Origin of the sequence: Bacillus sp. L381, from assembly GCF_030284525.1 — a bacterium.
In the GTDB taxonomy this organism is placed as follows: domain Bacteria; phylum Bacillota; class Bacilli; order Bacillales; family Bacillaceae; genus Bacillus; species Bacillus amyloliquefaciens.
The window spans coordinates 1,447,269-1,472,389 of the sequence record NZ_CP127224.1; the positions used below are offsets into that span (position 1 = coordinate 1,447,269).

21 protein-coding genes, 1 pseudogene and 1 riboswitch are annotated in these 25,121 nt (G+C 46.6%); all 22 genes and pseudogenes read left to right on the plus strand.

Going from position 1 to position 25,121, the window contains the following annotated elements; genetic code table 11:
* The first annotated feature begins 40 nt into the window (after positions 1–40).
* Entirely contained in the window at positions 41–1,132 is a 1,092-nt protein-coding gene (murG, locus tag QRX25_RS07405; RefSeq protein WP_045506286.1) for an undecaprenyldiphospho-muramoylpentapeptide beta-N-acetylglucosaminyltransferase, read from the plus strand.
* A 25-nt stretch (positions 1,133–1,157) separates the two neighbouring features.
* Complete coding sequence (gene murB / locus QRX25_RS07410) at positions 1,158–2,069, plus strand: UDP-N-acetylmuramate dehydrogenase (protein ID WP_045506284.1); 912 nt, start codon at positions 1,158–1,160, stop codon at positions 2,067–2,069.
* A 129-nt stretch (positions 2,070–2,198) separates the two neighbouring features.
* Positions 2,199–2,987: a cell division protein FtsQ/DivIB gene (locus tag QRX25_RS07415; protein ID WP_212101269.1), complete on the plus strand. Its 789-nt coding sequence runs from the start codon at positions 2,199–2,201 to the stop codon at positions 2,985–2,987.
* Between the two features lie 544 nt (positions 2,988–3,531).
* Positions 3,532–4,845 carry a cell division protein FtsA gene (ftsA, locus tag QRX25_RS07420; protein ID WP_013352176.1) on the plus strand — a complete coding sequence of 438 codons (1,314 nt, stop codon included), beginning with the start codon at positions 3,532–3,534 and terminating at the stop codon, positions 4,843–4,845.
* A 35-nt stretch (positions 4,846–4,880) separates the two neighbouring features.
* Positions 4,881–6,029 carry a cell division protein FtsZ gene (gene ftsZ / locus QRX25_RS07425; protein WP_013352177.1) on the plus strand — a complete coding sequence of 383 codons (1,149 nt, stop codon included), beginning with the start codon at positions 4,881–4,883 and terminating at the stop codon, positions 6,027–6,029.
* Between the two features lie 273 nt (positions 6,030–6,302).
* Positions 6,303–10,591 (plus strand): annotated as a pseudogene (locus QRX25_RS07430) (S8 family serine peptidase).
* A 214-nt stretch (positions 10,592–10,805) separates the two neighbouring features.
* Positions 10,806–11,735: a sigma-E processing peptidase SpoIIGA gene (gene spoIIGA / locus QRX25_RS07435; protein WP_212101272.1), complete on the plus strand. Its 930-nt coding sequence runs from the start codon at positions 10,806–10,808 to the stop codon at positions 11,733–11,735.
* 57 nt (positions 11,736–11,792) lie between these two features.
* Positions 11,793–12,512, plus strand: coding sequence for an RNA polymerase sporulation sigma factor SigE (gene sigE / locus QRX25_RS07440; protein ID WP_013352180.1), 720 nt, complete (start codon positions 11,793–11,795; stop codon positions 12,510–12,512).
* Between the two features lie 140 nt (positions 12,513–12,652).
* A complete protein-coding gene (gene sigG / locus QRX25_RS07445; protein WP_013352181.1) occupies positions 12,653–13,435 on the plus strand; it encodes an RNA polymerase sporulation sigma factor SigG in 783 nt (260 codons plus the stop codon).
* Between the two features lie 128 nt (positions 13,436–13,563).
* Entirely contained in the window at positions 13,564–14,361 is a 798-nt protein-coding gene (locus QRX25_RS07450) for an ABC transporter ATP-binding protein (RefSeq protein WP_212101275.1), read from the plus strand.
* 5 nt (positions 14,362–14,366) lie between these two features.
* Positions 14,367–14,472, plus strand: a riboswitch (TPP riboswitch).
* Positions 14,473–14,544: 72 nt separating this feature from the next.
* The gene (locus tag QRX25_RS07455) at positions 14,545–15,825 is read left to right on the plus strand and encodes an acetylornithine deacetylase (protein WP_212101278.1); all 1,281 of its coding nucleotides are present in this window, start codon (positions 14,545–14,547) and stop codon (positions 15,823–15,825) included.
* Between the two features lie 60 nt (positions 15,826–15,885).
* Entirely contained in the window at positions 15,886–16,137 is a 252-nt protein-coding gene (locus tag QRX25_RS07460; protein WP_003154415.1) for a YlmC/YmxH family sporulation protein, read from the plus strand.
* 154 nt (positions 16,138–16,291) lie between these two features.
* Positions 16,292–17,128 (plus strand): peptidoglycan editing factor PgeF, encoded by an 837-nt coding sequence (gene pgeF, locus QRX25_RS07465; RefSeq protein ID WP_065981405.1) that lies wholly within the window; start codon positions 16,292–16,294, stop codon positions 17,126–17,128.
* Between the two features lie 6 nt (positions 17,129–17,134).
* The gene (locus QRX25_RS07470; protein ID WP_212101281.1) at positions 17,135–17,827 is read left to right on the plus strand and encodes a YggS family pyridoxal phosphate-dependent enzyme; all 693 of its coding nucleotides are present in this window, start codon (positions 17,135–17,137) and stop codon (positions 17,825–17,827) included.
* On the plus strand, positions 17,824–18,282 hold the full coding sequence (sepF, locus tag QRX25_RS07475) for a cell division protein SepF (RefSeq protein ID WP_013352186.1): 459 nt from the start codon (positions 17,824–17,826) through the stop codon (positions 18,280–18,282). Before QRX25_RS07470 ends, sepF begins: the two co-directional genes overlap by 4 nt.
* Before the next feature lie 6 nt (positions 18,283–18,288).
* Complete coding sequence (locus QRX25_RS07480; protein ID WP_003154408.1) at positions 18,289–18,567, plus strand: YggT family protein; 279 nt, start codon at positions 18,289–18,291, stop codon at positions 18,565–18,567.
* 61 nt (positions 18,568–18,628) lie between these two features.
* Entirely contained in the window at positions 18,629–19,399 is a 771-nt protein-coding gene (locus tag QRX25_RS07485; protein WP_212101284.1) for a YlmH family RNA-binding protein, read from the plus strand.
* Between the two features lie 94 nt (positions 19,400–19,493).
* Complete coding sequence (gene divIVA / locus QRX25_RS07490; RefSeq protein ID WP_003154406.1) at positions 19,494–19,988, plus strand: septum site-determining protein DivIVA; 495 nt, start codon at positions 19,494–19,496, stop codon at positions 19,986–19,988.
* Between the two features lie 341 nt (positions 19,989–20,329).
* Positions 20,330–23,095, plus strand: coding sequence for an isoleucine--tRNA ligase (ileS, locus tag QRX25_RS07495; RefSeq protein WP_013352188.1), 2,766 nt, complete (start codon positions 20,330–20,332; stop codon positions 23,093–23,095).
* Positions 23,096–23,243: 148 nt separating this feature from the next.
* Positions 23,244–23,615, plus strand: a complete 372-nt coding sequence (locus QRX25_RS07500; RefSeq protein WP_013352189.1) for a TraR/DksA family transcriptional regulator — start codon at positions 23,244–23,246, stop codon at positions 23,613–23,615.
* Positions 23,616–23,715: 100 nt separating this feature from the next.
* Entirely contained in the window at positions 23,716–24,177 is a 462-nt protein-coding gene (gene lspA / locus QRX25_RS07505) for a signal peptidase II (protein ID WP_013352190.1), read from the plus strand.
* Position 24,178: 1 nt separating this feature from the next.
* Positions 24,179–25,093, plus strand: a complete 915-nt coding sequence (locus QRX25_RS07510; RefSeq protein ID WP_212101287.1) for an RluA family pseudouridine synthase — start codon at positions 24,179–24,181, stop codon at positions 25,091–25,093.
* The last annotated feature ends 28 nt before the right edge of the window (positions 25,094–25,121 follow it).

A 25,121-nucleotide genomic window follows, 5' to 3' on the forward strand; every position in this document is an offset into this window, starting at 1 on the left:
AAAACAGGGTTATCGCTGTGTGATTAAGGGGGACATACAAATGCGTATTGCAGTAAGCGGGGGCGGAACCGGAGGACACATCTATCCGGCTCTTGCCTTTATTAAAGAAGTTCAGCGCCGGCATCCGGATGTGGAATTTTTGTATATCGGAACAGAGAACGGTCTTGAGAAAAAAATTGTTGAACGGGAAAATATTCCGTTTCGCGCCATTGAAATTACTGGTTTCAAACGAAAGCTTTCTTTTGAAAATGTAAAAACCGTCATGCGTTTCTTAAAAGGCGTGAAGAAAAGCAAATCGTATTTAAAAGAATTTAAACCTGATGCCGTTATCGGTACAGGCGGCTATGTATGCGGACCGGTTGTATACGCGGCGGCAAAAATGGGAATTCCGACAATCATTCATGAGCAAAACAGCCTTCCAGGCATCACAAATAAGTTTCTCTCGAAATATGTTAATAAGGTGGCGATTTGCTTTGAAGAGGCAAAATCGCATTTTCCTGCTGAAAAAGTTGTTTTTACGGGAAACCCGAGAGCCTCTGAAGTCGTCTCAATTAAGACAGGCCGCTCATTAACTGAATTCGGGCTGAAAGACAATCAAAAAACGGTGCTCATTTTCGGCGGAAGCAGAGGTGCGGCTCCTATTAACCGTGCCGTTATTGATATGCAGGAAGAGTTGAAAACGAGACCTTACCAAGTGCTTTATATTACCGGGGAAGTGCATTACGAGAAAGTAACGGCTGAGCTGAAAGGCGGAAAAGCCGCTGATAATATGGTGACAAAACCGTTTTTGCATCAAATGCCGGAGTACTTACAATCAATTGATGTCATTGTGGCAAGAGCAGGAGCGACAACGATTGCGGAAATCACCGCACTCGGCATTCCTAGTGTGCTCATTCCGAGCCCGTATGTGACAGCCAATCACCAGGAAGTCAATGCAAAGGCGCTCAGCCAGCATGACGCTGCAATCGTACTGAAGGAAACCGAGCTCAGCGGAGAAAAACTGATCGCTGCGCTGGACAAAATCGTAATGAATGACGAAACGTTAAAAGACATGAGTGAGCGGACAAAATCACTCGGTGTTCCGGATGCGGCAGCCAGACTGTACAGTATCATGGAAGACATTAAAAAATAGAGCAAATGGAATGCGGAGGTTTACGATGGAGAACGTAATTCAGGAATTAAGAGACCGCGAAGTCGGCAAAGTGCTGGAACAAGAACCGCTCGCGAATCATACAACGATGAAAATCGGCGGACCGGCGGATATTTTGATCATCCCAAACCGTGTGGAAGCGGTCAAAGATATTATGGATATTGTGAAAAAATATGATCTGCCATGGACGGTTATCGGCCGGGGTTCAAATCTGCTCGTCCTTGATGAAGGCATAAGAGGAGTTGTCATCAAGCTGGGAGCGGGTCTCGATCATTTGGAGATTGACGGCGATCAGGTGACGGTCGGAGGCGGTTATTCAGTTGTCCGCCTTGCGACTTCCATGAGTAAAAAAGGAATGTCCGGTCTCGAATTTGCAGCAGGCATTCCCGGGTCAATCGGCGGAGCCGTCTATATGAATGCCGGGGCGCACGGATCTGATATGAGTGAGATTCTTGTGAAAGCCCGTATCTTATTTGAAGACGGCACAATCGAATGGCTGACGAACGACGAGATGGATTTCAGCTACAGAACGTCTGTGTTGCAGAAAAAACGTCCCGGCGTGTGTCTCGAGGCAGTTCTGAAGCTTGAGCAAAAGGAACGGGAAGCCATCACGGCGCAGATGCAGCAAAACAAAGATTACAGAAAAAATACTCAGCCGTACTCCAGCCCTTGCGCAGGAAGCATATTCAGAAATCCGCTGCCGAATCATGCCGGCAATCTCGTTGAAAAAGCGGGATTAAAAGGACATCAGATCGGCGGAGCGAAAGTGTCCGAAATGCACGGGAATTTTATCGTCAATGCCGGAGGAGCGACTGCCAAGGACGTCCTCGACCTGATTGAATATGTGAAAAAGACAATCCGTGAGCAGTATGATGTCGAAATGCATACAGAAGTTGAAATCATCGGCGGGAATCGTTAAAAGGTTCCCTGATTTACATGAGCTCATGTGATATACTTTTAACAAATGTCAAACGGCATCACAGCATGCCGTTTGTTTTTCAATCAGACGAATGTCAAGCTGTTTCATTCTTAGTGAGGTGGACAGGCAGTGAACCCAAATCATGAAAGAGAAAAAATCGTAAATATTGAAGAACGGATTCCGAAAATCAAAGAGCAGCGGAAACAAAAAGCAAACCGCCGGCTGATTTCATTTATTGTGCTCTTTTTTATGATGGTGCTGATCATCGTGTACTTGCAGATGCCGATCAGCAAAGTCTCTTCTGTGACCGTTTCCGGAAACGAAAACGTATCTGAAAAAGAGATCACCGAGCTTTCTGATATACATAACGGACAAACCGAGTTCTGGAGTCTGAACAAGAAAAAAACAGAAGAAATGATTGAGAAGAACAAGCTGGTGAAAAAGGCGGATCTTTCAAAAGCATTTCCTAACAAAGTCAAAATTCACATTGAAGAATATAAGACCATCGCGTATCTGCAGCGAAACGATGTGTATTATGAAGTGCTGGAGAACGGGACCGTGCTGCCGAACGAAGTCACGCCGGATGACGCGGGCCCGATTTTAGTTGACTGGACAAACGCGAAAAAGCGGGTCAAAATGGCGGAACAGCTTGATAAGCTTTCTGATTCGTTAAAACAGTCGATTTCTGAAATCTACTACACTCCGGTAAAAATGGATCAGGATCGGATCAAGCTGTATATGAACGACGGATATGTAGTCACCGCTTCCATTAAAACGTTTGCCAGCCGGATGAAGACCTATCCTTCAATCGTTTCTCAGCTGGACGGCGGAAAAAAGGGAATTATCCACTTAGAAGTCGCTACGTATTTTGAAGAATTTAACAAAGGTAAATCTGACAAGAAAAAAGAAACTGAATAGTTCTAAAGAACTATTTTTAAGGTGAATCAAAAGGATCTATTACAATCAGCGGGGCAGCCGATATAACCGATAGCGGAATAATTATGACTATGTTTGTTTCTGCCGGGGATATGGCTGCCGAACAAGCGGAAAATTCTCAATGCAATGGGCGTGTTTTCTGCAGTGAGCATTGCATTTGGAATTTTCCTCCTGTTTCTTCTTTTTTCGGATGTTTCTGGCAATATCTATAGCTTTTCTGAAGGTTCATCTTAGTGTAGACTAGTGGAAAGCGGGGATATTTGCATCTGAATTGCACAGTGTGATCCGTGACAAGAAATTTTACGGTAAGGTGGGCCGTCTCTAAAAAAAATAAAAAAAATGCGATATAAAAGAGGATATACATAGAATATAACGAATAGTTTCATTAAACATAAATTGTGAGAAATCAGATAAGAATTTGTTGATGCTGTTGTTTTTGTTACACACTTGTAAAGCCACATTCATTGTATTGTTGTTCCGCAAATAATAGAATAGAATTGATCGAAATGTGAGGAGGTGCCATAGAATGAACAACAATGAACTTTACGTCAGTCTTGACATCGGTACGTCCAATACAAAAGTGATCGTCGGAGAAATGACAGATGATTCCCTTAACATTATCGGAGTGGGAAATGTACCGTCTGAAGGGTTGAAAAAAGGCTCAATCGTTGATATAGATGAAACCGTTCATTCTATAAGAAAAGCGTTTGACCAAGCTGAAAGAATGGTAGGTTTTCCGCTGAAAAAAGCCATTGTCGGCGTTAATGGAAATTATATTCATATTCAAGATACGAACGGCGTTGTCGCTGTTTCCAGTGAAAACAAAGAAATTCACGTTGAAGACGTCCGCAGAGTGATGGAAGCGGCACAGGTCGTGTCAGTGCCGCATGAGCAGCTGATCGTTGACGTCATTCCTAAACAGTTTATTGTTGACGGAAGAGATGAAATTACCGATCCGAAAAAAATGCTCGGAGTGCGCCTGGAAGTAGAAGGCACGCTGATTACCGGCTCCAAAACGATCTTACATAATTTACTTCGCTGTGTGGAGAGAGCGGGCGTTGAAATTACTGATATCTGCCTGCAGCCGCTTGCGGCCGGTTCGGCGGCTTTGTCAAAAGACGAAAAAAACCTCGGAGTCGCCATGATTGATATCGGCGGCGGCTCGACGACGGTGGCGGTATTTGAACAGGGGCACCTGAAGGAGACAGCCGTCATTCCCCTCGGAGGCGAAAACATCACTAAAGATGTATCGATCGGATTGCGCACTTCCACCGAAGAGGCTGAAAGAGTAAAAAAACAATTCGGACATGCATTCTACGATGAGGCTTCAGAAGATGAAGTATTCGAAGTCACCGTCATAGGAACGAATCAAAAGCAATCTTTTACACAGCAGGAAATTGCGAATATTATTGAAGCAAGAGTGGAAGAGATTCTGGAGATTGCCGCAACCGAAATTGAGCATATGGGAATTACAGATCTGCCCGGCGGCTTTGTGCTGACCGGCGGACAGGCCGCAATGCCCGGAGTGCTTTCATTGGCACAGGAAGTGCTGAGGCACAATGTAAGGGTCGCAAGCCCGAATTATATCGGTGTAAGAGACCCTCAGTATATGACGGGTGTCGGCCTGATACAATTTGCCTGCCGAAATGCCAGAATTCAGGGAAGAAAAATAGGCTTTCATATGCCGGAAGAAGCCGTGCAGGAAATCGCGGTCTCTTACGAAGAAGAACATCATCAGCGGCCAGAGGCGCAGCAGCGTCCAAAAGCAAAACAAAAAACACAAGCCGAACACAACAAACCGAGCAAAATGAAAAAACTATTAAGCATGTTTTGGGAATAGATTGATAGTCATTCGGCAGATTAGGAGGATTTAGCATGTTGGATTTCGAAACAAACATAGACGGCTTAGCATCAATTAAAGTAATCGGAGTAGGAGGCGGCGGTAATAACGCGGTCAACCGAATGATTGAAAACGAAGTACAGGGTGTAGAGTACATCGCGGTAAATACCGATGCCCAAGCTCTTAACCTGTCAAAAGCGGAAGTGAAAATGCAGATCGGAGAAAAGCTGACCCGCGGTCTCGGAGCGGGAGCGAATCCGGAAGTCGGCAAAAAAGCCGCTGAAGAAAGTAAAGAACAAATCGAAGAAGCGTTAAAAGGCGCTGACATGGTGTTCGTTACAGCCGGAATGGGAGGCGGTACCGGAACGGGAGCCGCACCGGTTATTGCGCAAATCGCCAAGGACTTAGGGGCTTTGACTGTCGGAGTCGTAACAAGACCGTTTACATTTGAAGGGCGAAAACGCCAGCTGCAGGCTGCAGGCGGTATCACGGCAATGAAAGAAGCCGTTGACACGCTGATCGTTATCCCGAATGACCGCATTCTGGAAATTGTCGATAAAAACACACCGATGCTTGAAGCATTCCGTGAAGCTGATAACGTGCTTCGCCAAGGGGTGCAAGGTATCTCTGACCTTATCGCAACACCTGGTTTAATCAACCTGGATTTTGCCGATGTCAAAACCATCATGTCCAACAAAGGTTCAGCATTGATGGGGATCGGGATTGCTACAGGCGAAAGCCGTGCTGCGGAAGCTGCCAAAAAGGCAATCTCCAGCCCGTTACTGGAAGCGGCAATCGACGGCGCGCAAGGTGTTCTAATGAACATTACGGGAGGTACAAACCTGAGCCTCTACGAAGTGCAGGAGGCAGCCGATATCGTCGCTTCTGCATCTGACCCTGATGTAAATATGATTTTCGGTTCAGTTATCAATGAAAATCTGAAAGATGAAATCGTCGTCACCGTCATCGCGACCGGTTTTATCGAACAGGAAAAAGATGACTCAAAACCGCAGCGTCCGACTTTGAACCAAGGATTGAAGTCTCAAAGTCAGCCTGCTGCGAAACGTGAGCCGAAACGAGAAGAAACACAGCATCAAAATACGGTGAACCGTCATACGTCACAGCCGGCTGATGATGCCCTCGATATTCCTACATTTTTAAGAAACCGCAACAAACGCGGATAATGCAAAAAGGACAAGACCACATGGTTTTGTCCTTTTTCTTTTTTACGGCCAGCCTTCCTTCCTATCCCCAATGATTCATACAGTAGAAAAAGAAACTTTATTCCTATGACGATTTGATTGTTTTTTGATTTGGGCGACCATCTGACAGAATGTGACAATATCTGAATAGAAGATTGTCTACATTTAACGTACAACATTGAAATGACAAACCATTCCAATTATGAGGGAGGGATACAAATTTAATATTGCGTTTCCAAATAAGGGGGGATACGATTGAAGAAAAAAACGAGAAAAAGATGGACAGGCTCCGTTTTAAGCGCGATTGTCGTCAGTTCACTGCTGTTTCCGGGTGCAGCCGGAGCGAACAGCACACCGGGAGCGGTTTCTTTCACCAAAGATCTTTCTTCCTCTAAGAGCATTCAGCATAAGATTTCCGATTCAGTCAAAAAGCGTTTTGAAAAAAATGAGAAAGTCACGTTTCTCATCAAATTTAAAGAGAAAGCCAATACGAAAAAAGCAGTTAAAGAAGCAGAAAAAAACGCCAAGTCTCAATCGCTTTCCGCAGCAAAAACCGAATATCAAAAGCGGTCAGCCGTCATCTCTTCTTTAAAAGCGGCGGCTCATGATGCGCAGCAACATATGAAAACATATTTGGAAAAACAAAAAAAGAAAGGCAAGGCGGATCATATCCATTCCTATTATATTGTCAACGGAATGGCAGTCACTGCTTCGAAAGAGGTAATGGAAAAAGCCGCCTCATTTCCTGAAGTGGAAAAAGTTCTCCCGAATGAAAAGCGTCAGCTTACTCAATCAAAGCTCCTTTTCAAATGAAGAAAAAACAAAAAGAGATCAAAGCAAAGGGAGGCGTTGAATGGAACATCAGCCAAATTGACGCGCCGAAGGCATGGGCCTCAGGGTATGACGGCACCGGTACGGTTGTCGCCTCCATTGATACAGGGGTTCAGTGGGACCATCCGGCGCTTAAGGAAAAATACCGGGGGTACGATCCTGAAAATCCCGCTGCGCCGAACCATGAAATGAACTGGTATGATGCTGTGTCTAAAAAAGACGCGCCCTACGATGACCTTGAACACGGCACTCATGTAACAGGCACCATGACGGGTTCAGAACCTGACGGCTCAAATCAAATCGGTGTGGCTCCTGGCGCGAAATGGATTGCAGTAAAAGCATTTTCGGATGATGGTGGAACCGATGCCGACATTTTGGATGCAGGTGAATGGGTGCTCGCGCCAAAAGATAAAAACGGCACTCCTCATCCCGAGATGGCACCGGATGTTGTCAATAATTCCTGGGCAGGCGGCTCAGGAATCGACGAGTGGTACCGCGATATGGTGAATGCATGGAGAGCAGCAGAGATTTTTCCGGAATTCTCTGCGGGAAATGTAGACTTGTTTACACCCGGGGGACCCGGTTCAATCGCAAATCCAGCCAATTATCCGGAAGCATTTGCGACAGGTGCGACCGACAGCCAAAAGAAACTCGCTGATTTCTCACTTCAAGGCCCCTCACCGTATCATGAAACAAAACCGGATATTTCGGCACCGGGAGTGAATATCCGTTCCTCTATTCCAGGAGGAACATATGAAGGCGGCTGGAACGGAACTTCAATGGCCGGACCGCATGTGGCGGCGACGGCGGCTTTGTTACGGCAGGCGAACGCTTCTATTACGGTCGATGAAATGGAAGACGTTTTGACGCGCACCGCCGAAAAGCTGACAGACTCCGATTTTCCGGAATCACCGAATAACGGTTACGGCCACGGCTTAGTCAATGCTTTTGACGCCGTTTCTGCTGTAACAGACGGAATCGGAAGCATAGAAGGCAAGGTATCCTCTGCGGGTGAAGATCACAATCCGCCCAGCTGGCATCATGAACCCGTCTCAGAAGCCTACAAAGGAGCAAACCTCCCGTTAACGGTCACGGCGGAAGATGATGTAAGTGTGACGGAGGTGTTACTTTCCTATCAGTTTGATAAAGGAGAGTGGAAAACGATCGCTGCCGTTCGAAAAAGCGGTGATGAAAAAAAGGGAACATACCAGGCGGACATTCCGCACGTAACGGGCAGCACGGTAAGTTATAAATGGACAATAAAAGATTTCGGAGGTCATTCTGCAGAATCTGATACGTATCGGGCTGACGTGAAACCAAGCATTACTGCGGGGTACAAAGAGGATTTTGAATCACAGCCGGCCGGCTGGTCCAGTTACGGGACACATGACCAATGGGAATGGGGGATCCCGAGTTCAGGGCCCGACGCTGCATTTTCCGGAGATAAAGTGTATGCGACGAACCTGTCCGGACCTTATGCCGATTCGGCCAATATGAATTTGGTGATGCCTCCGATCCAGGTTCCGGATTCAGGAAGGTTGTTTTTGCAATTTAAAAGCTGGCACAAGCTCGAAGAATTTTTTGATTACGGGTATGTGTTCGTTCTTCCGGAAGGAAAATCAAATTGGGAGCAGGCGGCTGTTTACAATGGTGACTCCGCCGGATGGAACGATGAAGAAGCAGATTTATCTGCGTATAAAGGCCAAAACATAAAGCTTATGTTTAATATGCAGTCAGACGAAGTACTCAATGAAGACGGATGGTATATCGATGATGTCCGGCTTTCAAGCAGCTCTCTCGGCAAGGCGGCCAAAAAAAGGAAAACTAATAGGCAAACAACGCCCGGTCACCTGAAGAAAAAAGCTGTCAGTCCGAAACAGGCTAAACCAGCGGTGAAATCACCCGGGAAAACGGTGAAACGTGAAACCAATCTCCTGCCGCTCAGAGCGCAAATCAGTGTCGCCGAGACGGGGAAATCCGTGTATTCCGACCCTGCAACCGGAAGCTACAGCCTGTCTCATAAAGCGGGAAACTACACGCTGAAAGCTGAGGCTTACGGATTTAAGCCAGCTGTGAAACAAGTTTCCATTCAATCAGACAAAACCGCACAGGCAGACTTTACCTTGGAGCAAATGCCGTCCGGTACGTTAAAAGGAACCATCACCAATCAGTCAACAGGCGAACCGGTGGAAGGGGCTGTGCTTTATGTTGTAGAGGATGCCGCAATTGAGCCGGCGGTGACAAATGATAAAGGGGAATATTCGCTTAAGGCGTACGAGGGGTCCTATACAATTAAAGCAGCCGCAAAAGGCTTTTACAACAGTGAATTTTCTGTTGATATCAAAGGAGCTGCTGAAAAAAACGCCAAGCTTAAGCCGTATATCGGCTATGAAGGGGAAATTGCCTATGATAACGGGACCGAAGAAGCCGCGCTGTCATATTTTAAGGCAGGCAGCAAATCCGCGGTCAAGATGACGCTTAAAGACGGAAAAGAACACGGTATGCTGACGGGAGGTCTCTTTAAATTTTGGGGCGCGGACTGGCCTGATCCGGGCGGCACCGAATTTCAAGCAGAAGTATATGACTCATCCGGACCTGGCGGGGCTCCGGGCAGCAAAATTGCCGGTCCGTTCCAAGCTGAAGCGCTTCGAAACGGAGAATGGACCAAAGTGGATCTCAGCTCAAAAGGAATCGCGGTCGGAAAGGATTTTTATTTAGTGTTCCGCCAGACGAAACCCGATCCTTATTCACCGGCCCTGTCATCTGATGACGGCAGTCCGTATTCGAACAGAAATTGGCAATACCTCGACGGCAGCTGGTCAAAAGCCGATAAATCAGACGGAAACTTTATGATCCGGGCTCTGGTCGACTACGAAGCTATTGTGCCTGACATTACGTCGCCTGATGACCGGTCGTTTACAAACAAGAAGACAATCACGGTAAAAGGAACGGCCTCTCCGGGAACCGCTGTCCGCCTTACCAATAACGGTAAAACCGCCGCTGAAACGAAAGCCGGTGCAGACGGCAATTTCCAGGCTGATGTCACACTCCGTAAAGATGCCAATCGGCTGACGGCGGCATCTGTGACAGACAGGGGATCAACAGATGAGTCACGCCCTGTCACGGTCATACTGGACCAGGATAAGCCGGATGTGACGATTGACAGTCCGGCAAACGGAGATAAAACTAATAAAGAAGCAGTGACCGTAAAAGGAAAAGCTTATGACGCCCATTTAAAAGAGGTAAAGGTGAACGGCAAAAAAGCAGAAGTGAATAACGGCTCTTATCAAGCAAGAATCCTTTTGGAAAACGGCAGCAATGAGATCAAGGTCACGGCCTCAGACGAAGCGGGTAACAAAACAACGAAAAAGACGGTGATCGATGTCAATTACAACGCTCCCGTCATTTCGGGGCTGGTTCCCGGAGCGGATAAAGAATTAAAAGCCGGAGAATCAGTGAAAATCGCCTTTTCAAGCGGGAAGAAATTAGACGCATCCTTCGTTATCCGTCTGCCTCTGACAAACGCGCGGGCAGGGAGCCTAAACGCAACGGAGCTTCCGCTGAGAGAAATTTCTCCGGGAAGATATGAGAGTTACTGGACGGCGACTTCTTCTATCAAAGCAAGCGGAGCAAAAATTGACGTTATCGTAAGAGACGACTACGGAAATGAAACGAGACAGACAGCAAAAGGAAAACTCTATATTAACGATTAAAACAGAGCGCTGCCAAGACACGGCAGCGCTTTTTTTGTTGCGGCGGTCAATAGGAATCAATCCCCCCGGCCCTCGACAAATAAAACGATTATCCCTTAAAAATTGTACTTTCCCCTCAACATTAATTGACAGACTTTCCCACAGAGCTTGCTTTATACTTATGAAACAAGAGAGAGAAACAGATATGTAAGACAAAAGAGGAAAGGGGTCAGATGTGAAAATCTATCTGGATGTCATTTGGCTGTTGAACTTTTGTTTTGATTCTCTTTTGCTTTTATTAACCGCCTTTATTTTAAAACGTCAGGTCAAAAAAAGAAGAGTGGCCGCCGGCGGTTTCATCGGGTCAACCATTGTACTTCTGATGTTTACGCCTGCTTCTCCCTTCGTGGAGCATCCGGCGGGAAAAATGGCATTTTCAGTTGTGATCGTGCTTACGGCTTTCGGGTTTAAACGGTTTCGGTACTTTTTTCAAAATTTGTTCGCCTTTTATTTCGCGACCTTTCTCGTCGGCGGGGGAATGATCGGCGTACATTCCCTGCTGCAGACAGAATCAATTGTGCAAAATGGCGTCATGGTCACGAGCCAGACCGGCTTCGGCGACCCGATCAGCTGGATGTTTGTTGTCATCGGATTTCCGGCCGTATGGTTTTTTTCGAAAAAGAGGATCGAAGACATCGAGACAAAGTCCATTCAGTACGATGAACTTGTCATGGTTCAGGCAGAATTCAGCGGACAGACAATCCGCGCGAAAGGTTTGGTGGATTCCGGAAATCAGCTGTATGATCCGCTGACGAAAACGCCGGTCATGATTCTCCACATTGACAAATTCGCTCCGATTCTCAGCGAAAAGGAAACGGACATCATCAATTCCGCTGGTCCGCTTGAAGTGATAGAGCAGCTTGATGAATCGTTCCGCCATGCGGATAAGCTGAGGCTGATTCCATACAGGGGCGTCGGCCAGGACAATCAATTTTTACTCTGTTTAAAGCCGGATTACGTCACGATTTTAACAAAAGACGAGATGATCGCATGTGAAAAATGCCTGATCGGCATCAGCACGAAACAACTATCAGCGGACGGTGAATTTGACGGAATCGTTCATCCGAAGATGCTGACCGGAAAGGCTGTGAAACATGTATCCTGACGAAAAGTCTGTTATTCATCATACTCAAAACGAGTTGTATTTAGAAGGGGGAGGAAGATGAAAAAACTAAAGCTGCGTCTGACATATTTGTGGTATAAATGGCTGATGAAACTCGGACTGAAAAGTGATGAAGTGTATTACATAGGAGGAAGTGAGGCGCTGCCGCCGCCTTTGTCTAAAGAAGAGGAGCAGGTGCTCTTATTAAAGCTGCCGAGCGGGGATCAGGCGGCGCGGGCCATCCTGATTGAAAGAAACTTACGCCTTGTCGTTTACATTGCCCGCAAATTCGAAAACACGGGCATCAATATCGAGGACTTAATCAGCATCGGCACAATCGGTTTGATCAAAGCGGTAAACACTTTTAATCCTGAGAAGAAAATAAAACTTGCGACTTATGCGTCACGATGTATTGAAAACGAAATTTTAATGTACTTGCGCCGAAATAATAAAATCCGTTCAGAGGTGTCTTTTGATGAACCGCTGAATATTGATTGGGACGGAAACGAACTGCTTCTTTCGGATGTGCTCGGTACAGATGATGATATTATTACAAAAGACATTGAAGCCAATGTGGATAAAAAACTTCTGAAAAAAGCGCTTGAGCAATTAAACGATAGAGAAAAGCAGATCATGGAACTGCGTTTCGGGCTTATCGGAGAAGAAGAAAAAACCCAAAAAGATGTAGCCGACATGATGGGGATTTCACAATCTTATATCTCACGGCTCGAAAAGCGGATTATCAAAAGACTGCGAAAAGAGTTTAACAAAATGGTGTAAAATTTTTTCCATCTGACGGCCCTTACTGCTGCAAGGATTGTCGGAGACGGATGTTTATTTCTGTAAAATGCCGGTGCATATTTTTCCCACCCGAGGAGATACTTAACGTTGTACAGCAGCTCCTAGTGGGAGGGAAAAACGTGTCAAGAAATAAAGTCGAAATTTGCGGGGTGGATACCTCCAAATTACCGGTGCTCAAGAATGAAGAGATGAGAAAGCTGTTTAAGCAATTGCAGGATGAGGGCGATGATTCAGCGAGAGAAAAGCTTGTAAACGGCAATCTGCGCCTTGTCTTAAGCGTCATTCAGAGGTTTAACAACAGAGGAGAGTATGTTGATGACTTATTCCAGGTCGGCTGCATCGGACTAATGAAATCCATTGATAATTTTGACCTCAGCCATAATGTTAAGTTTTCAACATACGCTGTACCGATGATTATCGGAGAAATCCGCAGATATTTGCGGGATAACAATCCGATCCGCGTCTCGAGGTCGCTTCGCGATATCGCATATAAAGCGCTTCAAGTAAGAGAGCGGTTAATCAGTGAGACAAGCAGGGAGCCGACAGCAGAGGAAATCGCCAAAGTTCTTGAAGTGCCCCATGAAGAAATTGTGTTTGCCCTTGACGCCATCCAAGATCCGGTATCACTGTTTGAGCCGATTTATAATGACGGCGGCGATCCGATCTACGTGATGGACCAGATCAGTGATGAGCGCAATAAGGATACACAATGGATTGAGGAGCTGGCTTTGAAAGAAGGCATGAGAAGACTGAACGAACGGGAAAAAATGATTTTGCGAAAACGCTTTTTCCAGGGGAAAACCCAAATGGAAGTCGCGGAAGAAATCGGCATATCCCAAGCTCAGGTCTCAAGGCTTGAAAAGGCAGCCATTAAACAAATGAATAAGAATATCCATCAATAACGGAAAAAGCCTTTAAACATTGTGTTAAAGGCTTTTTTCATGCGCCGGTTTACGTCTGTAAAAAAGTACTGTATTCTAATGTGTAAAAGTTTTAAGAAAATTTAAATAAATAAACGGGGGAAACCGCAATGATTTTACATCTGGACAATGTATCATTAAAAAGAAACGGCAAATGGATCTTGAAAGATATCAACTGGCGCGTTGAGAAAAACGAAAATTGGGTGCTGTACGGATTAAACGGTGCCGGAAAAACCGCTTTGCTGAATATGTTATGCTCATATTACTTCCCCACTTCAGGAGAGATGCAGGTGCTCGGCCACCATTTCGGCAAAACAGAGCTCGGTGACAGACTCAGAAGGAAAATCGGCCTTGTTTCAGCAGGACTTCAGCACAAATTATATACCGCGGATTCCGCTTTTGAAATCGCCCTGAGCGGCGCGTACGCCTCAATCGGGCTGTACGAAACCCCGAGTGAACAGGTGAGGGAAAAAGCGATCGGTCTTCTGAAGGATTTAGGCGCCATCAGTTACGCCGACAGAAGGTATGAGACGTTATCACAGGGGGAAAGGCAAAGAGCGCTGATTGCGCGGGCGCTTATGGCTGATCCGGAACTGCTGATTTTGGACGAGCCCGTGACGGGTCTGGATTTTATGGCAAGAGAGCAGCTGCTGGACACGATTACGTCTATCGCTGAAAAAGAAAATGCGCCGTCCATCCTTTATGTCACCCATCATGCTGAAGAAATTCTGCCGGTATTTGATCAGGCGCTGCTTTTAAAACAAGGCGAGGTGTTCGCCTCCGGGAAAATCAGAGACATGCTTTCAGATGAGCGGCTTACAGCGTTTTTTGATATGCCTGTCAATGTCTTATGGAACAACGGCCGCCCGTTTTTAACACGTGTAAAAGCGGCATCATCCGTAAAATAACATAACGTTCACCCTGGGGGTGCTGCCATGCAGCTGAGAGAGACGTTTGTCTCAACCCTTAACGGACCTGATCCGGATCATGCCGGCGGAGGGAAGCGGTGAAAAAAGCGGAGGAAGATCCGTTTTTTACCCGTTTCATTTGATGAAACGGTTTTTTTGATACAGCCAAAGGAGAGATGCTCAATGAATCAGCTTGACATGCTGCTGCACCAAGCGGAAAAACGGCGGGACGACTTAATACATATTGCTGAAAGGTTGATAGCCTTTCCGACTCCGGCCCCGCCGGCAAGAAATACGGCAGAAGCTCAGAAGTGGGTGGCCGGATTTTTAAAAGAAACCGGCTGCTCGGTCGATATGTGGGATGTGTATCCGGAAGATCCGAACGTAGTCGGCGTTTTAAAAGGGACAGATTCAAACCGGCATCAAAGCCTGATTTTAAACGGACACATTGACGTCGCCGAGGTTCAGGGTGAAGACTGGGACTCTGACCCGTTTCAGCCGCTCGTAAAAGACGGCATGCTGATCGGAAGGGGCGCTGCTGATATGAAAGGGGGATTGGCGTGTGTTCTTTTTGCTCTGAAGCTGATACATGATGCGGGCATTAAGCTTGCGGGCGACCTTATTGTACAGTCTGTGATCGGAGAAGAAGTCGGTGAGGCGGGGACGCTGGAGTGCTGCAAACGCGGCTATCACGCGGATTTTGCGGTTGTCGCGGATACAAGCAGCCTGCATATTCAAGGGCAGGGCGGTGTAATCACCGGCTGGATAGAATTGAAAAGCAAAAAAACATTTCATGACGGCATGAGGCGTAATCTGATTCATGCGGGCGGAGGCGCATTCGGAGCGAGCGCAATCGAAAAAATGGCGAAAATCATCACTGCCTTGGGTGAGCTGGAGCGCCACTGGGCGGTAACGAAAAGCTATCCCGGCTTTGCGCCCGGCACCAATACAATCAACCCCGCCGTCATTGAAGGGGGAAGACACGCAGCGTTTGTCGCCGATGAATGCCGGTTATGGATTACCGTCCACTTTTATCCGAACGAAACACACGAACAAGCAGCCGCTGAAATCGAAGACTATATAAACCGTGTTTCTGACAGCGATCTGTGGCTCAGGGAGAACAGGCCGGTGTTCAAATGGGGCGGATCTTCCATGATTGAAGACAGAGGCGAGGTGTTCCCCGCGCTTGAAATCGACCCCGATCATCCGGCAGTTTCTGTCCTGGCGGCATCACACTCAGCTGTCAAAAAACAGGAGCCGGTCATTGATGTTTCCCAAACCGTAACTGACGGAGGGTGGCTTCATAATGCCGGGATTCCGAGTGTAATATACGGGCCCGGTGATTTAAAAAACGCCCATTCCGTAAACGAGGAAGTATCCGTTGATGAGCTTATGGACTATACAAAAGTCATGCTGAGCTTTATCCTCACCTGGTGTAACCGCAAAAAAGATTGCCCGATGTGACAAGGTTCAGCCCGGCCGTTCATATAATGGGAAAAAGAATGGGCGAAGGGCGTGATACGAATGATCAGCATATCTGAATTTCAAATAAAAGATGTGGTAAACGTGTCGAACGGAAAAAAGCTCGGCAGCATCGGTGATATTGATATTAACGTGACGACGGGGAAAATTCAGGCGATTATTTTAGGCGGCAGCGGAAAAGTTCTCGGTTTTTTCGGAAAAGAAGAGGAAATGATCATTCCTTGGCGAAATATAGTTAAAATTGGGGAAGATGTCATCTTAGTGCGTGTAAACGAACCAAAGGGGGGAGCGTAATCCTCCCTTTACTTGTAAAATGCCGGAAATCTCAATGTTTCCGGCACATTTATTTATCCGATTTTTCAATCAGCCGCTAAACGTATGCTTGAAATTGTGTTAAAATGAGTGGGAAATTACGCTTTTTTAATGTTTGTCGAAAGGTTGGATCCTCATGAATACATATCACCCGTTTAGTTTTACCACCCCCTCGGCACTCATGATAGAAGACTGGAATCGTGTGAATCAGCATAACACAAAGGTCATCGCCGGATTCACAACCAAAAACGGCGGTGTCAGCAATCCTCCGTATGAGTCATTAAATACCGGATTGCACGTCCGGGACGAAGCTCATGATGTTGTGAAAAACCGTGAAGTCATAGCGTCCTTATGCGGTACTGATCTGGATTCCTGGGTATTCGCAGATCAGACACATGAAAACCGCGTCCGACACGTGACGGCCGGGGATAAAGGAAAAGGGGCGAGAGACTATTCCTCCGCATTCCGCGGGACGGACGGGCTCTATACGAAAGATACGAATCTTTTTTTGGCCCTGTGTTTTGCAGACTGTGTGCCCTTGTATTTTTATGACCCGGTGAATTCCATTATCGGCGCTGCCCATGCCGGATGGAAGGGGACGGTCAGACAAATCGGGCGCATCATGACGGAACGCTGGGTAAACGAAGAAGGCTCGCGCTTAACAGATATTCAGGCTGTCATCGGTCCGTCTATCAGTGCAGGAAGCTATACCGTCGACGACCGCGTCATCAATGAAGTCCGGGCGCTGCCTTTTTCGGCTGAATCCGCCATATGTGAAACGGAAAAAGGCCAGTATCAGCTTGATTTAAAAGAGGTCAACCGCCTTCTTCTGATACATTGCGGCATTCCGGAAGAAAACATTTCAGTCAGCGGTTTATGCACTGAACGAGAGCGTGAATTATTCTTTTCACACCGCCGCGACAAAGGGAAAACGGGACGCATGATGTCCTTTATCGGAATGAAGGAGGCATAAGTTATCTTGCGTGTTGCTGATCAATTACGACATATAAACGAAAGAATAAACGAAGCATGTAACAGATCGGGCCGAAGCCCCGAAGATGTAACCGTCATCGCGGTTACAAAATACGTATCAGCCGAAAGGGCTCAAGAGGCCGTCGATGCTGGTATTACAAGTCTGGGAGAAAACCGGGATGCAGAGCTTATCCGCAAGCAGGATGTCATCAAAGGCAGCCCGGAGTGGCACTTTATCGGCAGTCTTCAGACCAGAAAGGTGAAGGCGGTCGTTGACCGTGTATCTTATATTCATTCCTTAGACAGACTGTCATTGGCAAAAGAGATTGAAAAACGGGCGCCGCATGCGGTTCGCTGTTTTGTGCAGGTGAATACTTCGCTTGAGCCGTCTAAGCACGGTTTGAAAACAGAGGAGGTCATCCCCTTTATCAGAGAGCTTTCTGACTTTAGAAACATTTCTGTAGAGGGCCTGATGACGATGGCTCCCCTGACAGACGATACAGAAACGATCAGAGCCTGCTTCCGGCAATTGCGTGATCTGAGGGAACAGGTGCAGCAGCTGAATCAGACAAACGCGCCGTGCCGGGAACTTTCAATGGGCATGTCAAATGATTATGAAATCGCTGTTGAAGAGGGCGCTACTTTTATCCGAATCGGCTCTTCATTAGTCGGAAATGAAACGGGGGGTGTAAACAAATGAGCATGAAAAATAAACTGAAAAACTTTTTCTCAATGGATGAGGAGGAGTACGAGTACGAATACATTGAAACAGAGAAGGATCATCCGGAAGAACACGAACAGCAGAAAGATAAACAGCCTGCCTACGCCCAGAAGCCGGCGGGGAAGCAGAACGTAGTAAGCTTGCAAAGTGTTCAGAAATCCTCTAAAGTGGTGTTGAGTGAACCGCGTGTATATGCGGAAGCGCAGGAAATCGCCGATCATTTAAAGAACAGGCGGGCGGTTGTCGTCAATCTACAGCGCATCCAGCATGATCAGGCGAAAAGAATCGTCGACTTTTTAAGCGGAACCGTCTATGCTATCGGCGGCGACATTCAAAGAATCGGTTCGGATATTTTTCTGTGCACGCCTGATAATGTCGATGTTTCCGGCACGATTTCGGAGCTCATAAATGAAGACGAACATCAGAGGTGGTAAAGCAGGATGATTCTTTATCAAATTTTTTCCGTTCTGAGTTATTTAATTTACATCTACTCGTTTGCCCTGATTATCTATATCTTTATGTCATGGGTGCCGAGTACGAGAGAAACGGCGGTCGGACGGTTTCTCGCAGCGATTTGCGAACCGTACCTAGAACCGTTCAGAAGGATCATTCCGCCCATTGCCATGCTGGATATATCCCCGATTGTAGCGATTATCGTGCTTCGATTTGCCACGACGGGACTTTGGGGCCTGTACCGCATGATCGCAATGTATACTTGAATGTGACAGTTTGATACGGGCTTGGCACCAGCCAAGCCTCTTTACATAGAAAGGAAAGAACATGAGCGATATTTACCAGCACTTCAGACAAGACGAGCGGCCTTTTATTGATCAGGTGCTTGAATGGAAACAGATTGTCCTGGACCAGTACCGGATGAAGCTGACTGATTTCTTAGATCCCCGGGAACAGGTGATTGTAAAAGCCGTTATCGGTGATACCTGCGGCCTTGCGTTTTTCGGAGGCTATGACAGGGCTGAACGCAAACGCGCGATTTTATACCCTGAATATATGGAACCTGAACAGGATGATTTTGAGCTCCGGGCTTTTGAAGTTCAATACGCTGAAAAATTCGTCAGCATCGACCACCGCTCTCTTCTCGGGTCATTAATGGGAATCGGCTTAAAGCGGCAGAAATACGGTGATCTGATTTTCTCGGAGGAAGCCGTGCAGCTTATCGTCTCAGGTGAAATCGCCGATTTTGTCGGCACCCAGCTGACCAAAGCGGGCAAAGCGCCGGTAAAGCTTGAGAAAATCGAGCTTTCCGCACTTCACATTCCCGCTTCAGATGTCGAAATAAGGGATGACACGGTTTCTTCATTACGCCTTGACGCCGTCTGCGCTTCAATGAGCAGGCAATCCCGGCAGAAAGCCCAGACGCTTGTGAAAAACGGGCTCGTTAAGGTGAATTGGAAAGCCGTTGAGGATCCTTCCTATCAGGTTGCTGAAGGGGACATGCTTTCGATTCGGGGCTTCGGACGATGCAGTTTGACAAAAGTTGACGGAAAAACGAAAAAAGACAAATGGAAAGTTACGTTTGAACGGCAAAAATAAGTCGTTTTTTCAGTTTTTTTCTCCATCTGTGCCGTATTTGTTTTATAATGTGAACTAGATAACCGTACAGAAATGTAAAAATGGAGGTGGCAATATGCCATTAACGCCGAATGATATCCATAACAAAACGTTTACAAAAGGTTTTCGCGGATATGATGAAGATGAAGTAAATGAATTTTTAATGCAGGTCAGAAAAGATTACGAAATTGCACTCCGTAAAAAAACGGAGCTTGAGGCGAAAGTGAACGAGCTGGACGAAAAAATCGGCCACTTTGCCAATATTGAAGAAACGCTGAATAAGTCAATTCTCGTAGCCCAGGAAGCGGCAGAAGACGTAAAGCGCAACTCGCAGAAAGAAGCGAAGCTGATCGTCCGTGAAGCTGAAAAAAATGCCGACCGCATTATCAATGAGTCGCTTTCCAAATCAAGAAAAATCGCAATGGAAATTGAAGAGCTGAAGAAACAGTCTAAAGTGTTCAGAACGCGTTTCCAAATGCTGATTGAAGCGCAGCTCGACCTGCTGAAAAACGATGATTGGGATCATCTGTTAGAATACGAAGTCGACGCGGTATTTGAGGAAAAAGAATAATTTTCTGATTTTCTTGACATTCTCCGGCCCGTTCGAATATAATACGTTCATAAATTCAGATGAAAAGACGATTGAAAGGGACCGGCATGACTCAAAACAGGCTATAAAGCGAACCGGGGAAGGTGAAAGCCCGGGATGGCCGGAAGCATGCAGATCAGCCCTTTAGTTTCCTTTCTGAACCGCCAGTAGGAAAGGACGTTCCATCACGTTACGATGTTCGAGAGGAAAGGACGGCTGACCCGTTTTTTCTAAAAGGGTGGTACCGCGAGATAAGCTTTCTCGTCCCTTATGGGATGAGAGGGCTTTTTTTATTTTCTGAATAATGTTGTGGAGGAATGAAAATGGATTACAAAGATACGCTGTTAATGCCGAAAACAGATTTTCCGATGCGCGGAAATCTGCCGAACCGTGAGCCGGACATGCAAAAAGATTGGGAGGAGCAGGACATTTACCGTCTTGTTCAAGAACGGACGAAAGACCGCCCGAAATTCGTATTGCATGACGGACCTCCTTATGCAAACGGAGACATCCACATGGGCCATGCCCTGAACAAAATTCTGAAAGATTTTATCGTCCGTTATAAATCAATGAGCGGCTATAATGCACCGTATGTGCCGGGCTGGGACACACACGGCCTGCCGATCGAAACGGCGCTGACGAAAAATAAAAAAGTAAACCGGAAAGAAATGTCCGTAGCCGATTTCCGCAAGCTTTGCGAAGAATATGCATGGCAGCAGATCGAAAGACAGCGCGAACAATTTAAGCGTCTCGGCGTCAGAGGCGATTGGGAAAACCCATATGTTACGCTTCAGCCTGAATTTGAAGCGCAGCAGATCCGCGTTTTCGGTGAAATGGCGAAAAGAGGCTATATTTATAAAGGCCTGAAGCCTGTCAACTGGTCGCCTTCCAGTGAATCTGCCTTAGCAGAAGCGGAAATTGAATATCAGGACAAACGTTCCGCGTCTATTTATGTTGCATTTAAGGTAAAAGACGGCAAAGGCGTTCTGGAAAACGGAGAAAGCTTTATTATCTGGACGACGACGCCTTGGACGATCCCTGCCAACCTCGGAATTTCCGTTCATCCTGACCTTGAATACAATGTCATCAAGGTTGGAGACAAGCGTTACGTAGTGGCGGCTGAATTAATCGAAAGCGTCGCGCAGGCATGCGGATTTGAAAATCCGGAAGTTGTCGCATCATATAAAGGCAGAGAATTAGAATACATCACTGCAGAACATCCGCTGTACGGCAGAGATTCACTCGTCATGCTCGGTGACCACGTCACAACCGATGCCGGAACAGGCTGTGTTCATACTGCTCCGGGCCACGGGGAAGATGACTTTATCGTCGGCCAAAAGTACGGCTTAGAAGTACTTTGCCCTGTTGATGAAAAAGGAAACATGACCGACGAAGCGCCGGGCTTTGAAGGAATGTTTTACGATAAAGCCAATAAACCGATCACAGAGAAGCTCGAAGAAAACGGCGCGCTCTTGAAGCTCGAGTTTATTACACACTCCTATCCGCATGACTGGAGAACAAAAAAACCGACCATCTTCAGAGCGACAGCGCAATGGTTTGCATCAATTAAAGATTTCAGATCCGATCTGCTTGATGCCATCCAACAAACGAAGTGGGTTCCGGAGTGGGGCGAACAGCGCCTTTACAACATGGTGCGCGACCGCGGTGACTGGTGTATTTCAAGACAGCGCGTCTGGGGCGTTCCGATCCCTGTATTTTATGCTGAAAACGGTGAGCCGGTCATCACTGACGAAACGATTGAACACGTTTCTGAGCTGTTCAAAAAACACGGCTCAAACGTCTGGTTTGAAAGAGAGGCAAAAGACCTCCTGCCGGAAGGGTTTACACATCCGGGAAGCCCGAACGGAATTTTCACGAAAGAACAAGACATTATGGATGTATGGTTTGATTCAGGTTCTTCTCATCAGGCCGTTCTTGAAGAACGTGATGATCTCGTCCGCCCGGCTGATTTATACCTTGAAGGCTCTGACCAATACCGCGGCTGGTTTAACTCATCTCTTTCAACCGCTGTTGCAGTCACCGGCCAAGCACCGTATAAAGGCGTATTAAGCCACGGATTTACACTTGATGCAAACGGCCGTAAAATGAGTAAATCACTCGGCAATACGATTGACCCGACAAAAATCGCAAAACAGCTTGGAGCAGAAATTCTGCGTTTATGGGTATCTTCCGTAAACTATCAGGCCGACCACCCGGTTTCTGAAGACATTCTGAAGCAGGTCGCTGAAGTATACCGGAAAGTCCGCAACACGTTCCGCTTCCTTCACGGCAACCTGTTCGATTTCGATCCAAGTGTCAATGCCGTTGCTGTTAAAGATCTTCGGGAAGTAGATCAATATATGCTGATCAAGCTCAATAAGCTGATCGATAAGGTGAAAAAAGCGTACGATGAATACGAATTTGCGGTTGTTTACCACAGTATTCACAATTTCTGCACGATCGAGCTCAGCTCTTTCTATCTTGATTTCGCAAAAGATGTTGTGTACATCGAGCATGCGGATCATCCGGACCGCCGCAGCATGCAGACCGTCTTTTATGAAACGCTGCTGGCGTTAGTGAAGCTGACGGCGCCGATCCTCCCGCATACGGCGGATGAAATGTGGTCTCACTTATCATTTGTTGAAGAAGCGAGCGTACAGCTGACAGATATGCCGGAAACCATCTCTGTTCCGGACAGTCAAGCGACAGAAGAAAAATTCGACCGCTTCATGGAGCTTCGCAACGACGTGCTGAAGGCTTTGGAAACAGCCCGTAACGAGAAAATTATCGGAAGATCATTGGAAGCGAGCCTGACTTTGTATCCGAACAAAGAAAACCGCGACCTTTTGTCATCCATTAAAGAAAATATCGCGCAGCTGTTTATCGTCTCAGAACTGACAGTAAAAGACGAAAGTGAAGCGCCGGAAACAGCGCAAAGCTTCACGACAGGAAAAATGACCGTAGAAAAAGCGGAAGGCCAGATGTGTGAGCGGTCCCGCGTGATTTCTAAAGATGTCGGAGCCAATCCGAAGTATCCGACATTATCACTGCGCAATGCGGAAATCGTTGAAAAATATTATCAAAAATAATGAATGAGAAAGCGCCCGGTCAGCCGGGCGCTTTTTTTACATGCCAGCAATGTCATCGATTAGAACGATAGGAAAAATCTTATGGGCTTCAAATGACGCAGCCGGGGCAACAATAAAGCTATAACATCAAGAGCAGGAGTTGTGATGAATGAATGATCAACTGACCGCAATCCACACGGAGCTTCTCATGATGAAAGAAGAACTTCAATCAAGATTATTCGAATATTCTTGCTTTCACATGTCAGCATCTGTTGAACCTTCAATGAACGACCAAGAAGCAACTCTGATCTATCATATTAAAGAAGAACTTCAGGACGTTCTTCTTGCCCTGTCTAAGTTTGAAAACAATACGTACGGTTATTGTGAAAAAACAGGCGCCCCCATTCCGATTGACAAGCTTGCGGTTTTGCCGACGGCCAGAACCGCTGATGATTTTTATTATCCCGCTCAATTTGAAAAGAAAACCCTTCCATACTGGGTACCCGGAGATTATGCATATGATCAGGCGCTGTATGAGTGACAGCGTCTGTCTGCATGCGCTTATGATCTGCCTTTACTCCGCCATCTTTTACTGATAAAATTCATAAAGGTAAAAGTAACTGTATACTGGAGGAACGTGTGTGCTTTATTATCTTATCGCTCTTTTTATTATTATTGCCGACCAATTGACCAAATGGCTTGTCGTCAGCCATATGGAATTGGGACAAAGCATACCTGTCATCGATCAGGTGCTTTATATCACTTCTCATCGCAACACGGGAGCGGCATGGGGAATTTTAGCCGGGCAAATGTGGTTTTTCTACGTCATTACCATCGCCGTGATTATCGGAATCGTTTATTACATACAGCGTTATGCAAAAGGGCAGATGTTACTCGGGATTTCTCTCGGCTTAATGCTGGGAGGCGCGGCCGGAAACTTTATCGACCGGGCGGCGCGCCAAGAAGTGGTGGATTTTATTCATGTCATCATCGTGAATTATCAATATCCGATTTTTAATATCGCGGATTCATCACTGTGCGTCGGTGTGATACTTTTATTTATTCATATGCTGTTTGACAGCGGGAAAAAGAAGGAGCAATAACATGAATCAATTTGAGATAACCGTTCAGCCTGAACAAAAAAGCGAACGGATTGATAAATTTTTGGCTTCAACAGGCGAAAACTGGTCACGCACTCAAGTGCAGCAATGGGTAAAAGAAGGATTGGTATCCGTTAACGGCAAATCCGTCAAAGCCAATTATAAAATGCAGCCCGGCGATCAGGTAAACGTCACCATTCCTGAACCGGAAGAACTGGACGTGCTTGCAGAGCCGATGGACTTGGACATTTACTATGAGGACCAGGATGTCTTGGTTGTGAACAAACCTCGGGGGATGGTCGTACACCCGGCGCCCGGTCATGTGACAGGGACGCTTGTAAACGGGCTGATGGCTCACTGCAATGACCTTTCCGGCATTAACGGCGTAATGCGCCCGGGAATCGTCCACAGGATTGATAAGGATACTTCCGGCCTGTTAATGGTCGCCAAAAACGATATGGCGCATGAATCACTCGTTAACCAGCTCGTCAATAAAACCGTGACCAGAAAGTACACAGCGGTTGTCCACGGAGTGATTTCACACGATGACGGAACGATTGACGCTCCGATCGGAAGGGATAAAAAAGACCGTCAAAGCATGACCGTAACAAGAGAAGGCAGCAAAAACGCGGTCACACATTTCCACGTGCTTGAGCGTTTTCAAGATTTCACGCTCGTAGAGTGCCGTCTTGAGACCGGGAGAACGCATCAGATCCGCGTCCATATGAAATATATCGGATTTCCTTTGGCGGGCGATCCGAAGTACGGGCCGAGAAAAACGGTTGATTTCAACGGCCAGGCGCTGCATGCCGGAATATTAGGCTTTGATCATCCGCGGACGGGCAAATACATGGAGTTTGAAGCGCCCCTTCCTGAAGATATGAAAAAACTCATTGAACTTTTGAGAAATAGTCATTGACAGCGAGTTTCTTTTCTGAAATAATAAA